Raw genomic sequence first — 20,043 nt, 5'->3', positions numbered from 1 at the left:
GATTACTGCGCGGTCCGGCGGGCCAGGGCGCCGCTGGAGCGGGTGACCAGTGCCGCCAGCAGGGCCGCGCCGAGCGGGACCACGACGATCAGCTGGGCGAGGGTCTCCCACGGCACGGAGATCGGCACGTAGGGCAGGGCCTCCTGCGCCGACACGTAGCCCTTGCCGAGCTGGTACCGGTGGAGCGCGTCCAGTTCGCGTCGCTGCACCATGCGCAGTCCGACCGCGGGCAGGATCCCGGCCGCCGAGCCGAGGACGACGCCCATCAGGGCGACCACCCCGCACTGGAAGCCGCTGAGCGTCCGCCGCACGCGCGGCGCCGCGCCCACGGCCGCCAGGGTCTTCAGATCGGCCTCGGCGTCGGCCTGGGCGAGCCCGGTGGCGATGCCGGCCGCGCCGATGGTGACCAGGCCGGCGAAGACGGTCAGGGCGAGCAGTCCCAGGCTGTCGTTGCCCTGGTAGCCCGCCTCGATGCGCAGGTCGGCCTCGACGCCCATGCGGTCGATCTCACCGGCGATCTTCTGCCGCTGCTCGCTGCTCGCCGTCCCGTCGAGGGTGAAGTACGAACCGGACGGCGCGGTGGCCAGTCCGGCGGCCTTGGCCGCAGCCGGCGGCACGACCAGTCGGGTGCCCCAGCCCTCGGCGGTCTCGGGCGCCAGATGGACGGGCAGGACCTTGTCCTCGCCGGGCGGATCCTCGCCGAACGCGGGGGTGGTGCCGGCGCTCTCCATGGCGGTGACCACCCGCAGGGTGATCCTGCCGTCCTTGACCTGGCGCTTGTCGAAGGAGACGGCGCGGCCCTCCTTGAGGGCGGCCACGGAGCCGGGGTCGGTGACCGCCAGCACGCTCAGCAGCTTCTCGTCGGCGACGACCACCGCGTTCTGGTTGCTGTGCTTGATCTCCGCGCAGCGCCAGTCCTGGCGCAGTGTCCGGGCCTGCTCGTCTTTGAAGGCGCTTTCGCCACCAGGGGTGTCGTACAGCGGGCAGCGCTGCTCCTTGGGCGTGATGATCTCGACGCGGCCGCAGCCGGGTTCCCGGGAGAACGACTCGCAGCTCGGCATGCCGACGACCAGCCGGTCGAAGTCCGCCCGGACCGCCACCGGAAGCTCCTTGGAGAGGGCCACGCGCAGGGCCGGCACCTCCTTGTACGCGCTGTGCTCCCTGGCCTCCAGCACCCCGGCGCCGTCCGGCAGGTCGGCGACGTACTCGTGCCGCATCTGCAGGTCCCGGCTGTGTTCGTACGTGGCCACCGCGACGGTGCCGGCGACGGCGGCCAGGACTGCGGCCACGGCGGGCGCCGTACGTCCCCGGTTGCGCACGGCGTCGCGCAGCGCGAGCCGCGGCGACAGCGGCAGCCAGCGCCCGAGCCGGCCGAACAGGCCGACCAGGACCGGGGTGAGGGCGACGATGCCGAGCTCGGCGAGGGCGCTGCCGGCCGCGACGACGGTGGCGCCCATCCTCGACGCGGTGCCGTACAGGGCGATCATGGCGCCCGCGGCGACGGCGAGCAGGCCGAGGACCGGCAGCACGCGGTTGGCGCGGCGCACCCCGCGGCGGCCGGTCAGCGAGGCCAGCACGGTCTGCCGGGACGCGGTGACGGCGGGGACGATCGCGGACAGCAGACCGGTCACCACGGCGAGCAGGGCGATGCCCGCCAGTTCCAGCGGGCGGAAGTCGAGACCGCCGAAGCGGACGCCGAGCTGGTCCTCCAGCACGGGGCGCAGCGCGATGGTGAGCACGACGCCGACGACGGTGCCGATGACCGCGGACACGGCTCCGATGACCAGGCCGCCGGAGAGCACGATGGAGCGGATGTGGCGCCGGTCGCCGCCGTTGGCGCCGACCAGGCCGAGCTGGCGGCGCGAGCGCCGGGCGCCGACCGCGAAGGCCGGTCCGGCGAGCAGGCAGATCTCCAGCATGGCGAGGCCCACGACGGTGGCCACGACGGCCATGTCGGAGGCGCGGCCCGCGTCCAGCTGGTACTGCTCCTTGGGTTCCTGCTGGTAGAGCGGCACGTCGGCATCGGCGGGCGGGTTCAGGATGACGGCGCGGGAGACGACCACCAGGGACTTGGTGTTGGCCGCCTTGACCATGTTCCACGTGAAACCTTCGCCGCCGACCTTGACCAGGAAGGTGACGTTGGGGCGGAGCCCGAAGCCTCCGGAGGCCTCCAGCGCCCGGTCGAGCGGGGCGATCAGGGTTCCCGGCGGGGCCAGGATCTCGGGCTTGCCGAGCTCGCTGGGACGTTCGTACGCCCCGACGATCTTGTACGAGCTGGTCGCGCCGCGCGGGGTGATCGTGGAGCCGACGAAGAAGCCGGAGTTCTTCAGGAAGGCGGTGGTGGCGGCGACCTCGCCGGCGCGCTCGGGCAGCCGGCCGCGGTCGAGCGTGAACATGCCGTCCACCAGCGGGCTCTGCGTGTCGAGTTCGTGCAGATCGGTGTCGAGCAGACCGTGCTTGGTGCGGACCTTGCCGAAGCCCACGGAGTCCTTGACGACCTGGGCACCGGCCGGGAGCGCTGACGGGTCCAGCTCCTGCGGGCTCTCCGGCGGCAGCGACCCGCCGTCGAACTTCTCGAAACCGCCGGCGGGTACGGAGCTGGTGCCGTCCGGCAGCTGGTAGACGGCCACGCCCAGGTGCGAGTGGCTCACGCGCGCGTCGGCGGCCCCGATCTTGCGCGAGAGGGTCTGCTCAGGGGACAGCTCGGCGCTGCGCAGAGTGAGGTCGGCGGCGCTCACGCCGATGATCGGCAGGGCGATCATCGCGAGGACCAGGCAGCTGCGGCCCTTGGCCCGCCAGGCGTCGCGGCGGGCGATGCGCAGGGCAGCGACCCAGGAGTGGTACCAGCCTTGGAGCGAGGAGGTCACTGGCCGGCCGCCTGCCCGGAGAGGAGGGAGTCGGGCCGGCTGCGCAGGGTCTCGTCGACGACGCTGCCGTCGCGCAGGAAGACCACGCGGTCGGCCCAGGCGGCGAACCGCGGCTCGTGCGTGACGAGGACCCCGGCCGCGCCCGCGTCGCAGCGGGAGCGCAGCAGGGACAGGACGGACTCGCCGGTCTCGGAGTCGAGGGCGCCGGTGGGCTCGTCGGCGAGGACGAGGCGGCGGTCGCCCACGAGGGCGCGGGCGATGGCGACGCGCTGCTGCTGGCCGCCGGACATCTCGTCGGGGAAGCGGTCGGCGAGCGCGCCGAGGCCCATCTCCTCCAGCGCGGCGAGCGCGGACACCCGCGCCTTGCGGGCGGAGGTCCCGTCGAGTTCGCGGGGCAGGGCCACGTTCTCGGCGGCGGTGAGGGCCGGTATCAGGTTGTAGTCCTGGAAGACGTACCCGATGCTGCGGCGGCGCAGGGCGGCCAGCTGCTTGCGGCTCGCCGCGGTGATGTCGGTGCCCTCCACCACGACCCGGCCGCTGCTCGGCGTGTCGAGGCCGCCCGCGAGGGTCAGCAGCGTGGACTTGCCGGAGCCGGAGGGGCCCATGACGGCGACGAGTTCGCCGGGGAAGACCGAGAGGTCGATGCCGCGCAGGGCGTGCACCTCGGTGGCGCCGCTGCCGTGGGTGCGTACGAGTCGGTCCAACTGCAGTACGGGTTGCTGGTGCTGGTCAGGCATGAGGGGTCCCCCCTGGGACGGTGGTTCAGCCTCGCCGCATACGGGCGGTACGGGGCCGATCGGTGGTGGTCGGGGCCGGGCTCTCGGCGGCGGTGGCCTGGGGTGGTTCGGCTTCGCCGGCTCTCCGGTCGGCCGGCAGGGAGAGCCGTACGAGCCGGGCCTCGCAGTGGTCGAGCCAGCGGGCCTCGGCCTCGGTCTGGAAGATCAGCTGCTCCAGTACGAGCAGCCAGGCCACGTCGTCGCGTTCGCGGGACTGCCCGCTCTCGACCGCGGCGAGCGCCGTGGCCTTGAGCCGGGTGTAGTCCTGCATCGCCTTGATCGTGGCGTGGCGCTGGGACTGGATGACGGCGCGGATGTCCACGCCGGGCGCGCCCACGGCCATCGCGAGCTTGATGGAGAGCTCGTCGCGGGGCGGGTTGGCCCGGTCGACGGGCCGCTCGTACCACTGGCGCAGCTCGGTGCGCCCGGAGTCGGTGATGGCGTACAGGGTGTGCCCGGCGGCGTCCTCGCCGTCGGGGGCGACGAGACCGTCGCGTTCGAGGCGGGCGAGGGTCGTGTACACCTGCCCGACGTTGAGCGGCCAGGTGGAGCCGGTGCGGGATTCGAACTCGGTGCGCAGCTGAGAGCCGTACCGAGGACCCCGTTCCAGGAGGGCGAGGAGCCCGTGGCGGATCGACATACCGAGTATGTATACCGAGTATGTTCACGCTCGGCAACCATCCTCGGGCGTACGCCGCAAGGCGGACCCGACAGCGGACCGGATGGCGGACCGGGCGGCGGGCCCCCTCGCGCCGCCGGCCGCGGGCGCCCTAGACGCCCCGCCGCAGGCGCACGCCGAGGTAGCCCAGCCCCAGGCCCATCAGGGCGAATCCGGTGCCGAGCGGGAGTATGTGCGCGGCCAGGTCGGCGGCCCGGTCGTTCGGTTCCGTGCCGAGGGCGCGGACCTCCCCGTGCGGGCCGCGCGGGCTCGGCGCCACGGCGGGTGGGGGCGGTGGGGGCGGCGGCGGGGCCGGGGGTGTGGGCCGAGCGTGCGGTCGGACGGGCAGCGGCCGCGCGGCCACGACCAGCTCCGGGTTGGCGGGCTCGCCCACCGGCCGGCCGGGCCGCTCCCGCCCGACCCCGGCGAAGCTGCCGGCGAGCTCGCGGGGGGCCTCGTCCGACGGGGTGGCCGAGGCCGGGGAGGCGGATGGGGTGCGCGCGGCGGGTGAGGTGCGCGAGGTGGCGCCGGGGGTCAGGGCGAAGGGGCCTGCGTACGCGGAGGCGGCGGGCGCGAGGGCGGCGGCGACCAGTGCGGTACAGGCCAGCCAGCGCGGCGGACGGAAGCCTTGGATCACGGGGAGCCCCTCCCGTCCCGAGCGGCCGAGACGCTCGCTCAGCGTCAGAGATGTGCGCCCAGATTTACATAATGGAGCAAAACCGGCATCCCGGGCGCCCCATTGGGGTGCCCGGGATGCCGGTGTGTCGTGAGGTGCCTCGGGTGCGGGCTGCTCCGGACTACTCCGGATTGCCGGTCGACACGGTCAGCGTGTACTCCGTGCCTTCCTTGTCGATCTTGTCGCCGGCGGCCGGCGACTGGATCAGCACCGTGTCCTTGCCGTAGACGGCCTCGTCCTTGTATTCGATCTTGTACTTGCCGCCCGAGGCCTGGATGCACTCCTTCACGGAGAGCAGGTTCTTGTACTTGAGGTCCGGCGCCGAGTACTTGCCGGCCTCGCTGTAGTGCTTCACCGGCTCCGTGCACTTCTTCGGGTCGATCGTGCGCGTGATGTCGGGTCCCTTGTACCCGGCCTTGGCCGAGGCGGACGCGGCCGTGGAGGCCCCCGGGTCCGCCGTGGTGCCGCCCTTCTTGTCGTCGTCGCCGTTCACGATCGCCGCGATCAGACCGCCGACGGCCAGCAGCGCCACCGCGACCGCACCCACGATCACCGGCATGTTGCGCTTGCCGTCGCCGCCCGCCCGGGACACGCTCTGCGTGCTCGCCGGCGAGATCGTGTACGGCTGCTGCACCGACTGCGGCGCGTACTGCTGCGGCGGGGGCGTGTGCGGGTAGGCGTAGCCACCCTGCGCGTGCCCCTGCGGGGCCGGCGTCGGCGCGTACGGGGCGGGCGTCGGGTTGTGGGCCTGGTACGGCTGCTGCAACGACTGCGGCGGCGCCTGGAACCCGGAGTCCACCGGCGGGAACACGGCCGAGGCCACGCCCGCACCGCTGCTCAGCGGCCCATGGCCCTGGACGATGACCGGCGCCCCGGTCTGTCCGGAGGCCAGCACCCGCGCCACCTCGTCGCCCATGGCCGCGGCCGTGGGGAAGCGCTCGTTCGGGTTCTTCTTGAGGGCGCGCGCCACCAGCGCGTCCATCGCCGGGGTGAGCGAGCGGTTGACGGAGGACGGGGCGACCGGCTCCTCCTGCACGTGGGCGTACGCGATGGCCAGCGGCGAGTCCGCGTCGAAGGGGATCCGCCCGGTCAGCAGCTGGAACAGCATGATGCCGACCGAGTACAGGTCGGAGCGGGCGTCGACGCCGCGCCCCAGCGCCTGCTCGGGCGAGAGGTACTGGGGGGTGCCGACGACCATGCCGGTCTGCGTCATCGAGGTGACCCCCGACTGCATGGCGCGGGCGATGCCGAAGTCCATCACCTTGACCACGCCGCGCTTGTTCACCATGACGTTGCCGGGCTTGATGTCGCGGTGGACGAGCCCCATCTCGTGGCTGGTCTCGAGGGCGGCCAGCACGTCGGCCGTCACCTTCAGGGCCTTGTCCGCCGGCATGGCGCCGTACTGGCGGATGTCCGCCTCCAGCACCGAGCCGAGGGGCTGGCCCTCCACGTATTCCATGACGATGTAGGGCATCACGGCGCCGTCGCCCGCGCCGGAGCCGCCGAACGTCACTTCGCCTTCACCGGTGTCGAATACCGAGACGATGTTCGTGTGCGACAGTTTCGCTACAGCCTGGGCTTCGCGGCGGAACCGCTCGCGGAACGACTGCTCGCGGCCGAGGTCGCTGTGCAGGGTCTTGATGGCGACCTGCCGGTCGAGCGCCGAGTCGTACGCCAGGTACACGGAGGCCATGCCGCCCGCGCCCAGCAAGTCCCTTAGCTGGTAACGGCCACCGGCCAGAGAGCCGCCCGCGTACTGGCCCTGAGTGCCGTCCTGGCTCATGACTGTTGCTTCCCCTCGGGATGTGTCCCCACGCCTCTGGCCGGGCGCATATGGCGCCCAGTCTGCCCGAGGGCAAGCACACGTCAAGCCAGGTGCCCGTTCCGTGACCACATGGGCACAGGGTGGTCTTGTCCGAACGGTGACCGGTTCCGAGGCTGTAGCGTTCGTCGGAACACCAAAGAAGAGGACTACCGCTCAGCGGCGGCCGAGAGAGACGACGGCGAGGACTGATGGCACCCGAACCCGAGGGAAACGGCGCCGGGATGACCGATGGTCCTGAGCACTGGGGCGCAGGCGGCCTGGTGGGAGACGGCCGTTACCGGCTGACGCACCGGCTGGGCCGGGGCGGCATGGCCGAGGTCTTCGCGGCCGAGGACGTACGGCTGGGCCGCACCGTCGCCGTGAAGCTGCTGCGCGCCGACCTGGCCGAGGACCCGGTGTCCAAGGCCCGCTTCACCCGCGAGGCGCAGTCCGTCGCCGGGCTGAACCACCACGCCGTCGTCGCCGTGTACGACTCGGGCGAGGACCGGGTCGGCCCGAACACCGTCCCCTACATCGTGATGGAACTGGTCGAGGGCCGCACCATCCGCGACCTGCTGGTCAGCGCCGAGGCCCCGGGTCCCGAGCAGGCGCTCATCATCACCTCGGGCGTGCTCGAGGCCCTCGCGTACTCGCACCAGCACGGCATCGTGCACCGCGACATCAAGCCGGCGAACGTCATCATCACCGACACAGGCGCGGTGAAGGTGATGGACTTCGGCATCGCCCGCGCCCTGCACGGCGTCCAGTCGACGATGACCCAGACCGGCATGGTCATGGGCACCCCGCAGTACCTGTCGCCCGAGCAGGCCCTCGGCAAGGCCGTGGACCACCGCTCCGACCTGTACGCGACCGGCTGTCTGCTCTACGAACTGCTCGCGCTGCGACCCCCCTTCACCGGCGAGACCCCGCTGTCGGTGGTCTACCAGCACGTCCAGGACGCGCCCGTGCCGCCCTCGCAGCTGCCGGAGGGCCACCACATTCCGCAGGAGCTCGACGGGCTCGTCATGCGCTCCCTCGCCAAGGACCCGGACGACCGGTTCCAGAGCGCCGAGGAGATGCGCGGGCTGGTCCAGTACGCCCTGCAGATGCTGCACGACCAGGGGGCCAACACCGGCACCTGGAACACCGGTCCGGTCACCATGGCCCTGCCGCACGGCCGGGGCGGCGGGAGCGCCACCACGGTCATGCCCGCGGCCGGGACGGGCGGGCAGCGGCAGTACCCCGCGCACTCCTCGACCTCGCAGTTCCAGCAGCCGATGGTGCCGCCGCTCAACCCCGACGACGGCTCGGCGTTCCCCGGCGGCCGCGGTTCCGGTGGCAACGGCGGCGGCTACGACGGCTATGACGACCGCGGCGGCAACGGCAGCCGCTGGAAGATGTGGCTGTTCGCGGTGCTCGCGATCGTCGCCATCGCGGGCGGCGTGGCCTTCGCCGTCAACAGCGTGGGCAGCAAGGGCGACGAGAAGCAGACGCCGGGCACCAAGCCGAGCTCCAGCGCCCCGCCGAGCGCGTCCAAGTCCCCGGACGCCCAGCCTTCGCACCAGCCCACGGACAGCGCGCCGTCGAACAACGACAACCAGCCGTTGCCGAGCCGCAGTCGGACGCAGAGCTTCAGTCCGTCGAACTCGCCGACCGCCTCGCACTCGCCGACCGGTTCGACCTCGCCGTCCAACACGGCGACGACGAAGCCCTCGACGAGCCAGTCGACCAAGCCCACGACGCCACCGACGTCGAAGCCCACCGAGACGGGTGGCCCCGCCGGCCTGTTCGAGGAGTGAGGGACGGGGAATTCAGCGGATCAGAGCGCGTGCCGGTACTGCGTTCGGGATTCCCGGTGAGCGCGTGCACGGTGGTGAACTGGGGTTCGATCCGCGTGTAGACGGGGTCGAAGACCGCTCCGTCAACGAAATGCGGACCCGGACCGAATAGTTCCAGTTCTACGGTGGCCGGCTCGAGGGGCTGCGCCGTTCCGGTGAACTGCGCGGGCGCGGGTCAGCCGGGTTCCGAAAGAGTCGGGCTAGCGCTTCTCGGCCTGCAGGCGGGCCACGTAGGCGGCGGCCTGGGAGCGGCGCTCCATGCCGAGCTTCGAGAGCAGGCTGGAGACGTAGTTCTTGATCGTCTTCTCGGCCAGGTGCAGCCGCTCGCCGATGACGCGGTTGGTCAGGCCCTCGCCGATCAGGTCGAGGATCTTCCGCTCCTGCTCGGTGAGGTGGGAGAGCCGGTCGTCGCGCTTGCCGTTCTTGCCGTCGCGCAGCCGCTCCAGCACGCGGGCGGTGGCGACCGGGTCCAGCAGGGACTTGCCTGCGGCCACGTCGCGCACCGCGCTGAGCAGCTCGTTTCCGCGGATCGCCTTCAGTACGTAGCCGGAGGCGCCGGCCATGATCGCGTCGAAGAGGGCCTCGTCGTCGGCGAAGGAGGTCAGCATCAGGCACTTGACGTCCTCGTTCTGGGAGCGCACCTCGCGGCACACCTCCACACCGCTGCCGTCGGGCAGCCGGACGTCGAGGACGGCCACGTCCGGGCGCGTGGCGGGAATGCGGACCAGGGCGTCCGCTGCCGTGCCCGCCTCGCCGACGATCTCGATGTCCTGTTCGACCGACAAGAGCTCGTGGACGCCCCGACGTACCACTTCGTGGTCGTCCAGGAGGAATACCTTGATTTTTCCGTCTTCGCGCACGACGTCAGTTTCACACACTCACCCCTTCCCTGCCGGAGTTACCCGGGATAACGTGCCGTTGTTCCCGGCCCCTGCAAGGCTGTGACCAGTGGTTGTTCCCGTTGCCGCGGATTTACTTGGAAATCCAAGCAAAAACGCAGGTCAAACGGGGTTTCGCAGTTATGCGGCGCACTGGGTAACGTGCATTGCGCAGGGCACTCGCCGGGGCACCTGTCACGCCTGAATCCCGAACGCGACGCGCACACACCCCGTGCGCTCGTCACGGATGCAGGTGAGCCGCACTGGACCCCGGAGAACCCGGGTGCCGGACCGACGGAGGAGCACACGTGACCGTGGAGAGCACTGCCGCGCGCAAGCCGCGACGCAGCAGCGGCACCAAGCGGGCGGCAGGCGCGGCAAGCGCCGCCAAGCCCGCCGCTGCCACCGCGCAGACGCAGGATGTCGTACCTCAGCTCGTACAGCTGCTGACGCCCGAAGGGGACCGCGTCGACAACGCGGAGAACGCCGAGTTCGCCCCCTTCGTCGCCGACATCACCACCGAGGACCTGCGCGGGCTGTACCGCGACATGGTCATGACCCGTCGGTTCGACGGTGAGGCGACCGCCCTGCAGCGTCAGGGCGAGCTGGGCCTGTGGGCCTCGCTCCTCGGCCAGGAGGCCGCGCAGATCGGCTCCGGCCGAGCGCTGAACGACGAGGACTACGTCTTCCCGACGTACCGCGAGCACGGCGTGGCCTGGTGCCGCGGGGTCGACCCGACCAACCTGCTCGGCATGTTCCGCGGCGTGAACCACGGCGGCTGGGACCCGAACACCAACAACTTCCACCTCTACACGATCGTCATCGGCTCGCAGACGCTCCACGCGACCGGTTACGCGATGGGCGTGGCCAAGGACGGCGCGGACGCGGCCGTCATCGCCTACTTCGGCGACGGCGCGTCCAGCCAGGGCGACGTGATGGAGGCCTTCAACTTCTCCGCCGTCTACAACTCCCCCGTGGTGTTCTTCTGCCAGAACAACCAGTGGGCGATCTCCGAGCCGACCGAGCGCCAGATGCGCGTGCCGCTCTACCAGCGCGCGCAGGGCTTCGGCTTCCCGGGCATCCGCGTCGACGGCAACGACGTACTGGCCTGCCTGGCCGTGACCCGCTGGGCCCTGGACCGGGCCCGGCGCGGCGAGGGCCCGACCCTGGTCGAGGCGTTCACGTACCGGATGGGCGCGCACACCACCTCCGACGACCCGACGAAGTACCGGCGGGACGAGGAGACGGCGGCCTGGGAGTCCAAGGACCCGATCCTGCGCCTGAAGGCGCACCTGCTGGCCACGGGCGGCGCCGACGAGGCGTTCTTCACCGAGCTGGAGGCCGAGAGCGAGGCCATGGGCAAGCGCGTACGCGAGGCCGTGCGCTCCATGCCCGACCCGGACACCATGGCGATCTTCGAGAACGTCTACGCGGACGGGCACGCGCTCGTCGACGAGGAGCGCGCGCAGTTCGCCGCCTACCTCGCGTCCTTCGAGTCGGCCGAGGAGGGTCACTGATGGCTGTCGAGAAGATGTCGATCGCGAAGGCGCTCAACGAGTCGCTGCGCAAGGCCCTGGAGCAGGACCCGAAGGTTCTGATCATGGGTGAGGACGTCGGCAAGCTGGGCGGTGTCTTCCGGATCACCGACGGCCTGCAGAAGGACTTCGGCGAGGAGCGGGTCATCGACACCCCGCTCGCCGAGTCGGGCATCGTCGGCACCGCCATCGGCCTGGCCCTGCGCGGCTACCGGCCGGTCGTGGAGATCCAGTTCGACGGTTTCGTCTTCCCCGCCTACGACCAGATCGTCACGCAGCTCGCGAAGATGCACGCGCGGGCCCTCGGCAAGATCAAGATGCCGGTCGTCATCCGCATTCCGTACGCGGGCGGCATCGGCGCGGTCGAGCACCACAGCGAGTCCCCGGAGGCGCTCTTCGCGCACGTCCCGGGCCTCAAGGTGGTCTCCCCGTCGAACGCGAGCGACGCCTACTGGATGCTCCAGCAGGCGATCCTGAGCGACGACCCGGTGATCTTCTTCGAGCCGAAGCGCCGCTACTGGGACAAGGGCGAGGTCGACGTCGACGCCATCCCCGGGGAGCTGCACAAGGCGCGCGTGGCCCGCGAGGGCTCGGACATCACCCTGGCCGCCTACGGCCCGATGGTGAAGGTCTGCCTGGAGGCGGCGGCCGCGGCCGCCGAGGAGGGCAAGTCGGTGGAGGTCGTGGACCTGCGCTCGATGTCCCCGGTGGACTTCGACGGTCTGCAGACCTCGGTCGAGAAGACCCGCCGGCTGGTCGTCGTGCACGAGGCCCCGGTGTTCCTGGGCATGGGCTCCGAGATCGCCGCTCGCATCACGGAGCGGTGCTTCTACCACCTGGAGGCGCCGGTGCTGCGCGTGGGCGGATTCCACGCCCCGTACCCGCCGGCCCGCCTGGAGGACGAGTACCTTCCGGGCCTGGACCGGGTGCTCGACGCCGTCGACCGCTCGCTGGCGTACTGAGGAGCCACGTTCATGACCATCCGCGAATTCAAGATGCCCGACGTGGGCGAGGGCCTCACCGAGGCCGAGATCCTCAAGTGGTACGTCCAGCCGGGTGACACCGTCACCGACGGTCAGGTCGTCTGCGAGGTCGAGACGGCCAAGGCCGCCGTGGAACTGCCGATCCCGTTCGACGGCGTCGTGCACGCGCTCCTCTTCGAGGAGGGCACCACGGTCGACGTCGGCCAGGTCATCATCTCGGTGCAGACGGAGGCAGGCGCCGGTGCCGAGGCGCCGGCGCAGGAGGCGGCCCCGGCCGCCGCAGTGACTCCTGCCGCCGTCGAGGCGGAGGAGCCGGCCGCCGCGGCCCGCCAGCCCGTCCTGGTCGGCTACGGCGTCTCCACCGCCTCCACCAAGCGCCGCCCGCGCAAGGCGCCCGCGGCGGCACCCGCGCAGAACGGCACCGCTCCGGCGGCCGCTCCCGTGGCACCCGCGGCGCCCGCGGCTCCGGTGCTCCCCGCGGTCCCGGCACAGCCGAGCGGCGAGCGGCCGCTGGCCAAGCCGCCGGTGCGCAAGCTCGCCAAGGACCTCGGGATCGACCTGGCCTCGGTGGTCCCCACCGGTGACGGCGGGGTCGTGACCCGGGAGGACGTCCACGCGGCGGCCGCCGCGGCGCTCACCCCGCAGGCCGTGCCCGCCGCCGCCCCGGCAGCGGCCCCCGTGGCGGCCCCGGCCGTCCAGGCGGCCGAGGTGCCGGCGTCGGCGCGCGAGACCCGCATCCCGGTCAAGGGCGTCCGCAAGGTCACCGCCCAGGCCATGGTCGGCTCGGCCTTCACCGCGCCGCACGTCACCGAGTTCATCACGCTCGACGTGACGCGCACGATGAAGCTGGTGCAGGAGCTCAAGGACGACCCGGACCTCGCGGGGCTGCGCATCAACCCGCTGCTCCTCATCGCGAAGGCCGTCCTGGTGGCCGTCCGCCGCAACCCGGAGGTCAACGCGTCCTGGGACGAGGCGGCCCAGGAGATCGTGCTCAAGCACTACGTGAACCTGGGCATCGCGGCGGCCACCCCCCGCGGGCTGATCGTCCCGAACATCAAGGACGCCCACGCCAAGACGCTCGGCGAGCTGTCGACGGCCCTGTCCGAGCTGGTCGCCACGGCCCGCGACGGCAAGACCTCCCCGGCCGACATGCAGAACGGCACCCTCACCATCACCAACGTCGGCGTCTTCGGCGTCGACACCGGTACGCCCATCCTGAACCCGGGCGAGTCCGCGATCCTCGCGGTCGGCGCGATCAAGCTCCAGCCGTGGGTCCACAAGGGCAAGGTGAAGCCGCGCCAGGTCACCACCCTGGCCCTGTCGTTCGACCACCGTCTCATCGACGGCGAACTCGGCTCCCGCTTCCTGGCCGACATCGCGGCGGTCCTGGAACACCCCCGCCGCCTGATCACCTGGTCGTAACACCCGCCCCAAGCTCCACCGATGGCCGGCCTCCCACCGGAGGCCGGCCATCGCCATGACCGATGACGGGACGGCGGCCGCCGGCAGTGGCTCGGGAAAGCCCTGGTCAGGGTGGGAGGGCTGTGTGATCATCGCCGGATGATCTTCCGTGCTGCCGCCGCAGACCCCGCAGACCTCGACCGTGCCGTCGCCTACCCGGCGGACGGTCCCGTCCCCTCCCTGACCGCCGAGAGGATCCGCGAGGAACTCGCCGAAGACCAGATCCGGCCCGAGTGGATCTGGATCGCGGAGGACGAGGACGGCGAGATCCTGGCCCGCGCCCTGTGGTGGGGCCGCTCCGACAGCGAGCGGCCCATCGCGCTCGACTGCCTCCAGGTCAGCGCCTCCGTGACCGACCCGGCCGCGGTCGCCGCCGGGCTGCTGGAGGCCGGCCACGCCGCCTTCGGCCTGCTGCCCGGCTACAACGTCTCCCTGCCCCGCGGCTGGCAGGCCGACCCGGAGCTCGCCGCGGCGATCGCCTGGCGCCGGGAGGCCGCGTACCAGACCGGCCTCACGCGCGAGATCGAGCGCCTGCGCTACGAGTGGACCCCGGCCGCCGGGACGCCTGAGTCCACCGGGCGGCTCGTCTTCCGCGAGGGCACCGACGAGGAGTTCCTCGACGCTTTCGTCCGGCTGTCCACCGGCAGCCTCGACCTGCACACGCAGACGGAACTCCAGACGATGGAGGCGGAGCAGCTCGCCCGTGAGGACATCGAGTTCTACCTCGACTGCCCCGGCGAGCGCTCCTGGTGGCGGCTCGCCCACCTCCCCGACGGCACCCTCGCGGGCATGGCCATCCCGTCGGCGACCCCGTACCACCGCAACGTCGGCTACCTGGGCGTCGTGCCGGAGCAGCGCGGCCAGGGCCTGATCGACGAGATCCTGGGCGAGATCACCCGCTTCCACGCGGGCCAGGGCGCGCAGCGCATCACCGCGACCACGGACACCGTCAACGTCCCGATGGCCGCCGCCTTCGACCGCGCCGGCTACGAGGTCACCGAGATCCGGCTCGTCCTGGAGGGCCCCTCGAGCTGACCCGGGCCGTGTGCCCGCCCCCGCGGCGGAGGTAATCTCCCGCCCGGGGAAGGGGGTCGGGTGTCCATCGCCGAATTGCAGGTGTACTCCGTCGAGGAGGCCGACGTCACGGGCGGCGTGTGCGTGGTCCGGTGCGTCGGCGGGGTGGCCCGGGCCGGGCAGGTCTACGCCGTCGGGGAGTCGAGGCTGGGCCTGCGCCACATCGAGCGGTACGGGCGGCCCGTCGGCTCCTTCGACGCCGGACACACCGCGAAGGTCCACCTCACGGGCGCCATGGTCGCCCTGCTCACCCGGGGGCAGGTGCTGACCTCGGTGCCGCCCGACGGGCACTCGCTGGAGGACCTGGAGGCCTGGCTGGCCACCGGTCCGCCGCTGCGGGACGAACCCCAGCCGCGGACCCTGCGCGTCCTCGCCGGAGTGCGCATGCGGGACGAACGCCTCCCGGACGAGGTCCGGCTGCGCTGGGGCCGGGTCGCGCTGGCCGCCGCTCACCGGTGCGCGCGGGCCGAGGGCACGCCCGCGCTGGTTGGAGCTCCCGAACTGGCCCGCGTACAGGGCTACTTGATCCAGCAGTTCGGCCCGGCCCGCGGCGGCGACCCGGTGGCGCTGTGCCGGGAGCTGCTGGCCCTGATCGACCTCACCCCGGCGCAGGCCGCGGCGCAGGGCCGCGGCTGGCGCGACCTCCCGCACCACCGCATCCGGCACCTGCGCCGCATCAAGAGCCTGCTGCCCTGGCTGACCGCCGTACGCCCCCACCTGCCGGACGCCGACCCGGTGGCGCAGGCGGTCGACGCCTGGTCGCAGGTCCGCCCCGACCTTCCGTGAACAGGCCTGTCGCAGGCGGTTGACCTGCGGCTATGCTCCGCTGCCATGAACATGGGTGGGGATCGCGTACAGGAGTCGACCGAGCAGGTCGTGTTCGTCTACGAGCCGACGCAGGACGACTACACGAAGGCCGTACGGCGCTTCACCTTCGGGACCTGGCCGGGAATCCGGGGCCAGATCGGCCTCGCGGCCTTCACCCTGGGGCTCTCGTGGGTGCTGCCGACGCTCAAGGGGTTCTCCCCCGCCGTGACCGCCTTCGTGATGGCCTGTGCCGTGCTCACCGCGCTGGTGACCCTCCCCCGGGTACTGGCCCGCATCGCGCGGGAGCAGTACGCGGACATGGAGGAGTACGGCGCCTGCCGGACGGTCGTCCACGAGGATCGGCTGACCACCACGGGCGCAGGGGTGGATGGGGGCCCCGAACTGTCCGGCGACATCGAGTGGCGGCTCTTCCCCTGGTACTTCGAGACGGACGAGTTCTTCGCGGTCAAGACCAAGAACACCCGCGGGGTCTTCGTACTGCCCAAGCGCGGCGCGCAGGATCCGGCCGACGTGGACCGCGTGCGGGCCCTGCTCGACCGGAACCTGCGGCGCATCTGACCGTCCGGCCGGCCGCCCGCAGGCCCTAGCCCGCGGCGCGGGCCGCGTTGCCGAGGACCTTGGTCGGGGTGATGCGGACGACCACGCGGACGGCCTCCGGCGGGGCGTCCCGGTACTCCTTGCCGGCGCCCGGGCCGAGGTACTCCTCGGCGATGCGGACGGCCACCGCGCGGCCGACGTCCTCGGTGACGGTCGCCGTGCCGCGGATCTCGGCGTAAAGGAAGGGGTTGGCCAGGTCGAAGACGGTGAGACCGACCCGCCCGTCCCGGACGATGTTGCGCTCCTTGCGGCGACCCCGCTCGGTGGAGATCAGCAGGTCGCCCCCGTCGCGGGTCACCCAGATCACCGAACTCTGCGGACTGCCGTCGGGATTGATGGTCGAAAGCACGGCGGGGTGCGGGGAGTCGAGCAGCCCCCGCACCGTCTCGTTCAGCTCAACAGTCATGGCGGCGAGGCTAGTCGGGGCGCGTGCGCGGCCGCCGCCGGTTTCCGGCCGCGTCCGGTGATGACCCGAAGTCGGTCAGTTCCACGGAATGTTGAGCCACGGACTGGCCGGATCGGTGGTCAGCTCGACGTGGGCGGCGAGGGCGCTCGTGTACCAGGTGCCGAACTCCTCCTCGTCGAAGTGCAGGCACCGGCCGAGGACGTACCCGGCGGAGAACTCCTCCCACGAGCGGTACGTCTGGCGGGCGGCCTCCCCGGCGCGCAGTACGGCCTTCTCGGCCTCGTGGAGGGTGCCGTAGCGGCAGCCGATGCCCCAGCGGGCCATCTGGGAGGCCCGGCCGAGGTCCCAGGCCTCCACCGAACGGACCCAACCGTCCTCGGGGAGCAGCCCGTCGGCGCGGAAGCGCTGCTCGTAGCGGGCGATCCGGCCGATGAGGCGCTTGACCCCGGCGATCTCGCCCTCCACCTCGGCGACCGGGCGCGGCTGGGCGACGGTGACCCCGTCGGGGGTGAGCTGCGGCTCGGCGGAGCGCTCGGCGCTGCGGCGCAGGCTCGCCTCGGCGGCGTGCCGCCAGTGCTCGACGTCGACGGGCCCGGCGAAGTCGGAGGCGAGGACGCGGCGGACGCGGAGCGCGTACTCCCAGACGGGACTGACCATGTCCACGCTCAGGAGCTGCTCCAGGGTGGAGAGCCAGTCGGCGCGGTCGGTGATGCTCCAGCTCTTGCCGACGCGGCGGCGCTCGTGCTGGTAGCCGCTGCCGTGGTAGGCGAGGGCGTTCCAGAACTCGCCGTTCGTCACGGCGAGATGGCCGCCTATGGCGAGGCCGTGGGCGATGGGCCCGTGCAGCGGGCCGCCGGTGAAGAGGGCGTGGACCTTCCCGTCGGGCAGGCCGTACTGCGGCGCGGCGTCCGCGTGCGCCCGCCAGCGGGCCAGGTCGGCAGGGGTGGTGGTGAGGTAGGCCTCGGTGGGTGAGCCCGGGTTCACGGCGAGGAAGGCCGGATCCCCGGGGCCCCAGACCTTGGAGAACCAGCCCAGGCTCCGGGACTCGAAGACCGTCTCGGGGGTGGGGGCGGGCAGCATGCCGGCGGTGTGGACGACGAGCATGCGGTCCGCGGTGGCGTGGAAGAACACGGAGTCGGGGTGCGCGTCGGACTGGACGCGGTGCTGGACCAGGTAGAGCTGGGCGCGGGCGAGTACGTCGAAGTACGCGGCCCAGTCGCCGGCGGTCTTGGCCTCGTACAGCTCTCTCTCGATGACGCTCGGCGCGATCCAGGTGCCCATACGGGGACCTTATACGGGCCCCTCCGCGGGCGGCCCGGCCCGTAGGGCCCTCACCCGGATCGGGGGTTTCCCGCATAGGCTCCAGGGATGATCACGATGTACTGGCGGCCGGGGTGCACGTACTGCATCAAGCTCCGCACGCAGCTGCGCCTGGCCCGGATCCCGTACCGGAAGGTCAACATCTGGCGGGATCCCGAGGCGGCGGCCTTCGTCCGCAGCGTCGCCGACGGCAACGAGACCGTCCCGACGGTGGTCGTCGGCGACCACCCGGCGATGGTGAACCCCTCCGTCCGCCGCATCCGCGAGGCCCTGCACGGCTGAGCCCCCCACCCCGCCCCGCCCGGCGCACGATGTCGGGAAGCGTCCGCGCGGCACGCCCCCCGTGCCACCGCGCGACCGTCCGGACCCCCTTGACGCCCCCCGGTGGGGGAGGGACGCTCGCGGGTCTCGATCCGAGCGGTTGCACACTGGGGGGCCGGTATGCCGGAGGAGTCTGTCCGGACGGCGGGGGAGCTGCGGGCCCGGCTCGCGGCGCGGGGGGCGCGCTGGTCCGTCATGGAGCACCTGGCCGACGAGGAGCCGGTGCCGCGGCCCTCGCTCGGTCTGGAGCCCGGGGCGAACCTGACGCCCGCCGCGGACGTGGGGGCCGTCGATCTGCGGGCGCTCCTCGGGCACGCGAGCGGCAATCCGCACCTGACCCGGCGCCGCGCCGCGCACGGGTTCCTGGCGGGTCCGCCGACGGCCGGGGCGGCCCGGCCCGCCGCCGTGGACTGGCGCAGCCGCTGGGGGTGGCCGTGGATCACCAAGGTGAAGGACCAGAACCCGTGCGGTTCCTGCTGGGCCTTCGGCGCCGCCGGCCTGGTGGAGTCCATGGCCCGCATCGAGCACTGCGTATGGGCGGAGCGTTCGGAGGGGGACGTGCACGACGGTCTGCGCTTCGCCTGCGGGCAGGGTTCCGATCCGGAGACCGCGCTCGACTGGATCAAGGACAACGGGGGGCTCGCCGACCCGGACTGCCGGCCGTACAGCACCCCGCCCGCCCATCTGCCCGCCGCCCGCCGCGACGCCTGGCGCGCCGAGTACACGCCCAGTTGGGACCGGTCCGGGCGCACCGTCCGGATCCCCGACTACGTGCGGCTGGGCGACGTCGAGCAGCAGAAGGTCTGGCTGGACACGGTCGGCCCGCTGACCGCCTGCTTCGACGTGTACGACGACTTCTTCGCCCTCGGCTCCGGCGTCTACCACCGCACCAGCGACCGGCTCGCCGGCGGCCACTGCGTGCTGGTCGTCGGCTACGACGACGCGGCCGGCTGCTGGCTGTTCAAGAACTCCTGGGGGACCGGCCACCACGTCGGCGGCTACGGCCGGATCGCCTACGGCGAGGTCGCCATCGACCACTGGGCCAAGTGCGGCCTGCGCGGCACCAACATCGACCCGTGGACCAAGCGCCGCCTGCACACCGGCAACGTCTACGAGAGCGGCAACGGCCGCGCCCACCGCAACTTCGAGCTCCTCGCCACCACCACCGGCGGCCGGCTCCGGCACTGGTGGCGCGAGGGCGACGCCCCCTTCGCGTGGGCCCGCGCGGACGCCTTCGCGAACGACGCCTCCGGCCAGCCCGCCTTCACCGGCACCACCTACAACCGCAACATGGAGTCCCTGCACGTGACCACCGGCGGCCGGCTGCGCCACTGGTACTTCGAGCAGTCCGTGCGCGTATGGCGCGACGGCGGCGCCTTCGGGCCGGGCGACGCGGCCGTCGGCTCGACCCCGGCCTTCATCCAGAGCGACTACGGCAAGCCGGGCAACTTCGAGGTGGTCGTACGGACCGCCGACGGCCGCCTGAACCACTGGTGGCGCATCAACGGCGCCCCCTGGACCTGGAACGACGGCGGCCGCTTCGCCTCAGACATCGCCCACTTCGGGCCCGCCCTCGTCCAGACCCGCGGCCGCCACCTCGACCTCGTCGCCGCCCGCACGGACGGCCGCATGCAGCTGTGGTGGCGCGACGACCCGAACGGATTCGCCTGGCGCGCCGGGGAGGTCTTCGGCAGCGGCACGCCGGCCGTCTCCGCGCCGTGCCTGATCGAGGGGCAGTACGGGGCCGCCGACGAGGACACCGCCGGGAACTACGAGCTGTGCGCGGCCGTCGCCGGCGGGCGCGTGGAGCACTGGTGGCGCGGCAACGCCGCGGGCTCGGCCTGGACCCGCAGCGCGGTCTTCGGGCACGACGTCGCCTCGGTCACCGGGATGCTCCAGGGCAGCTTCGGGTTCAACCTGGAAGTCGTGGTCCTGCGCACCGACCGCCGCCTCCAGCACTACTGGCGGGACGGCGCGGGCTGGCACGAGGGGGCGGTCATCGGCCCCGTCGGCTGAGATCC

17 protein-coding genes are annotated in these 20,043 nt (G+C 72.4%); 9 read left to right on the top strand and 8 right to left on the bottom strand.

The window, feature by feature from the left end; translation table 11 throughout:
- Nucleotides 1–2 precede the first annotated feature (2 nt).
- The 5 genes from ACZ6JT_RS19075 to ACZ6JT_RS19055 form a co-directional block, all read right to left on the bottom strand.
- Nucleotides 3–2,762 (bottom strand): ABC transporter permease, encoded by a 2,760-nt coding sequence (locus ACZ6JT_RS19075; RefSeq protein ID WP_469211570.1) that lies wholly within the window; start codon nt 2,760–2,762, stop codon nt 3–5.
- Nucleotides 2,763–2,863: 101 nt separating this feature from the next.
- Complete coding sequence (locus tag ACZ6JT_RS19070) at nt 2,864–3,604, bottom strand: ABC transporter ATP-binding protein (protein WP_469211180.1); 741 nt, start codon at nt 3,602–3,604, stop codon at nt 2,864–2,866.
- A 25-nt stretch (nt 3,605–3,629) separates the two neighbouring features.
- Nucleotides 3,630–4,283, bottom strand: a complete 654-nt coding sequence (locus ACZ6JT_RS19065) for a PadR family transcriptional regulator (RefSeq protein WP_469211179.1) — start codon at nt 4,281–4,283, stop codon at nt 3,630–3,632.
- A gap of 130 nt (nt 4,284–4,413) precedes the next feature.
- Entirely contained in the window at nt 4,414–4,938 is a 525-nt protein-coding gene (locus ACZ6JT_RS19060; protein WP_469211177.1) for a hypothetical protein, read from the bottom strand.
- A 160-nt stretch (nt 4,939–5,098) separates the two neighbouring features.
- Nucleotides 5,099–6,760, bottom strand: coding sequence for a protein kinase domain-containing protein (locus tag ACZ6JT_RS19055; RefSeq protein ID WP_469211175.1), 1,662 nt, complete (start codon nt 6,758–6,760; stop codon nt 5,099–5,101).
- Nucleotides 6,761–6,990: 230 nt separating this feature from the next.
- On the opposite strand from ACZ6JT_RS19055, the gene ACZ6JT_RS19050 reads away from it, so the two are divergent.
- Nucleotides 6,991–8,580 carry a protein kinase domain-containing protein gene (locus tag ACZ6JT_RS19050; protein ID WP_469211173.1) on the top strand — a complete coding sequence of 530 codons (1,590 nt, stop codon included), beginning with the start codon at nt 6,991–6,993 and terminating at the stop codon, nt 8,578–8,580.
- A 239-nt stretch (nt 8,581–8,819) separates the two neighbouring features.
- Here the strand turns inward: ACZ6JT_RS19050 and ACZ6JT_RS19045 are convergent, their stop codons facing one another.
- Complete coding sequence (locus ACZ6JT_RS19045) at nt 8,820–9,479, bottom strand: response regulator transcription factor (protein ID WP_351586035.1); 660 nt, start codon at nt 9,477–9,479, stop codon at nt 8,820–8,822.
- Between the two features lie 326 nt (nt 9,480–9,805).
- Between ACZ6JT_RS19045 and pdhA the strand changes: the two genes are divergently transcribed.
- The 6 genes from pdhA to ACZ6JT_RS19015 all read left to right on the top strand — a co-directional run bounded on the left by pdhA (nt 9,806) and on the right by ACZ6JT_RS19015 (nt 15,936).
- The gene (pdhA, locus tag ACZ6JT_RS19040) at nt 9,806–11,014 is read left to right on the top strand and encodes a pyruvate dehydrogenase (acetyl-transferring) E1 component subunit alpha (protein WP_469211171.1); all 1,209 of its coding nucleotides are present in this window, start codon (nt 9,806–9,808) and stop codon (nt 11,012–11,014) included.
- Entirely contained in the window at nt 11,014–11,994 is a 981-nt protein-coding gene (locus tag ACZ6JT_RS19035) for an alpha-ketoacid dehydrogenase subunit beta (RefSeq protein WP_365467791.1), read from the top strand. The genes pdhA and ACZ6JT_RS19035 overlap by 1 nt, the downstream gene beginning before the upstream one ends.
- A 12-nt stretch (nt 11,995–12,006) precedes the next feature.
- Nucleotides 12,007–13,437, top strand: coding sequence for a dihydrolipoamide acetyltransferase family protein (locus ACZ6JT_RS19030; protein ID WP_469211170.1), 1,431 nt, complete (start codon nt 12,007–12,009; stop codon nt 13,435–13,437).
- A 138-nt stretch (nt 13,438–13,575) separates the two neighbouring features.
- Nucleotides 13,576–14,511: a GNAT family N-acetyltransferase gene (locus ACZ6JT_RS19025; protein WP_469211169.1), complete on the top strand. Its 936-nt coding sequence runs from the start codon at nt 13,576–13,578 to the stop codon at nt 14,509–14,511.
- A gap of 60 nt (nt 14,512–14,571) precedes the next feature.
- Complete coding sequence (locus tag ACZ6JT_RS19020) at nt 14,572–15,336, top strand: hypothetical protein (RefSeq protein WP_469211167.1); 765 nt, start codon at nt 14,572–14,574, stop codon at nt 15,334–15,336.
- Between the two features lie 45 nt (nt 15,337–15,381).
- Nucleotides 15,382–15,936, top strand: a complete 555-nt coding sequence (locus ACZ6JT_RS19015) for a YcxB family protein (protein ID WP_469211166.1) — start codon at nt 15,382–15,384, stop codon at nt 15,934–15,936.
- 25 nt (nt 15,937–15,961) lie between these two features.
- On the opposite strand, the gene ACZ6JT_RS19010 is transcribed toward ACZ6JT_RS19015, so the two are convergent.
- Nucleotides 15,962–16,381: a PPOX class F420-dependent oxidoreductase gene (locus ACZ6JT_RS19010; RefSeq protein ID WP_469211164.1), complete on the bottom strand. Its 420-nt coding sequence runs from the start codon at nt 16,379–16,381 to the stop codon at nt 15,962–15,964.
- 75 nt (nt 16,382–16,456) lie between these two features.
- Nucleotides 16,457–17,662 carry a DUF1266 domain-containing protein gene (locus tag ACZ6JT_RS19005; protein WP_376612121.1) on the bottom strand — a complete coding sequence of 402 codons (1,206 nt, stop codon included), beginning with the start codon at nt 17,660–17,662 and terminating at the stop codon, nt 16,457–16,459.
- A gap of 87 nt (nt 17,663–17,749) precedes the next feature.
- Between ACZ6JT_RS19005 and ACZ6JT_RS19000 the strand changes: the two genes are divergently transcribed.
- Both ACZ6JT_RS19000 and ACZ6JT_RS18995 read left to right on the top strand, forming a co-directional pair.
- Nucleotides 17,750–17,983: a mycoredoxin gene (locus tag ACZ6JT_RS19000; RefSeq protein ID WP_469211162.1), complete on the top strand. Its 234-nt coding sequence runs from the start codon at nt 17,750–17,752 to the stop codon at nt 17,981–17,983.
- 159 nt (nt 17,984–18,142) lie between these two features.
- Nucleotides 18,143–20,038 (top strand): C1 family peptidase, encoded by a 1,896-nt coding sequence (locus ACZ6JT_RS18995; protein WP_469211161.1) that lies wholly within the window; start codon nt 18,143–18,145, stop codon nt 20,036–20,038.
- The last annotated feature ends 5 nt before the right edge of the window (nt 20,039–20,043 follow it).

The organism is Streptomyces sp. NPDC046308 (assembly GCF_055588065.1).
Note: the sequence above shows the minus strand (reverse complement) of the source record. Positions and strands in the feature narration are given on the sequence as shown.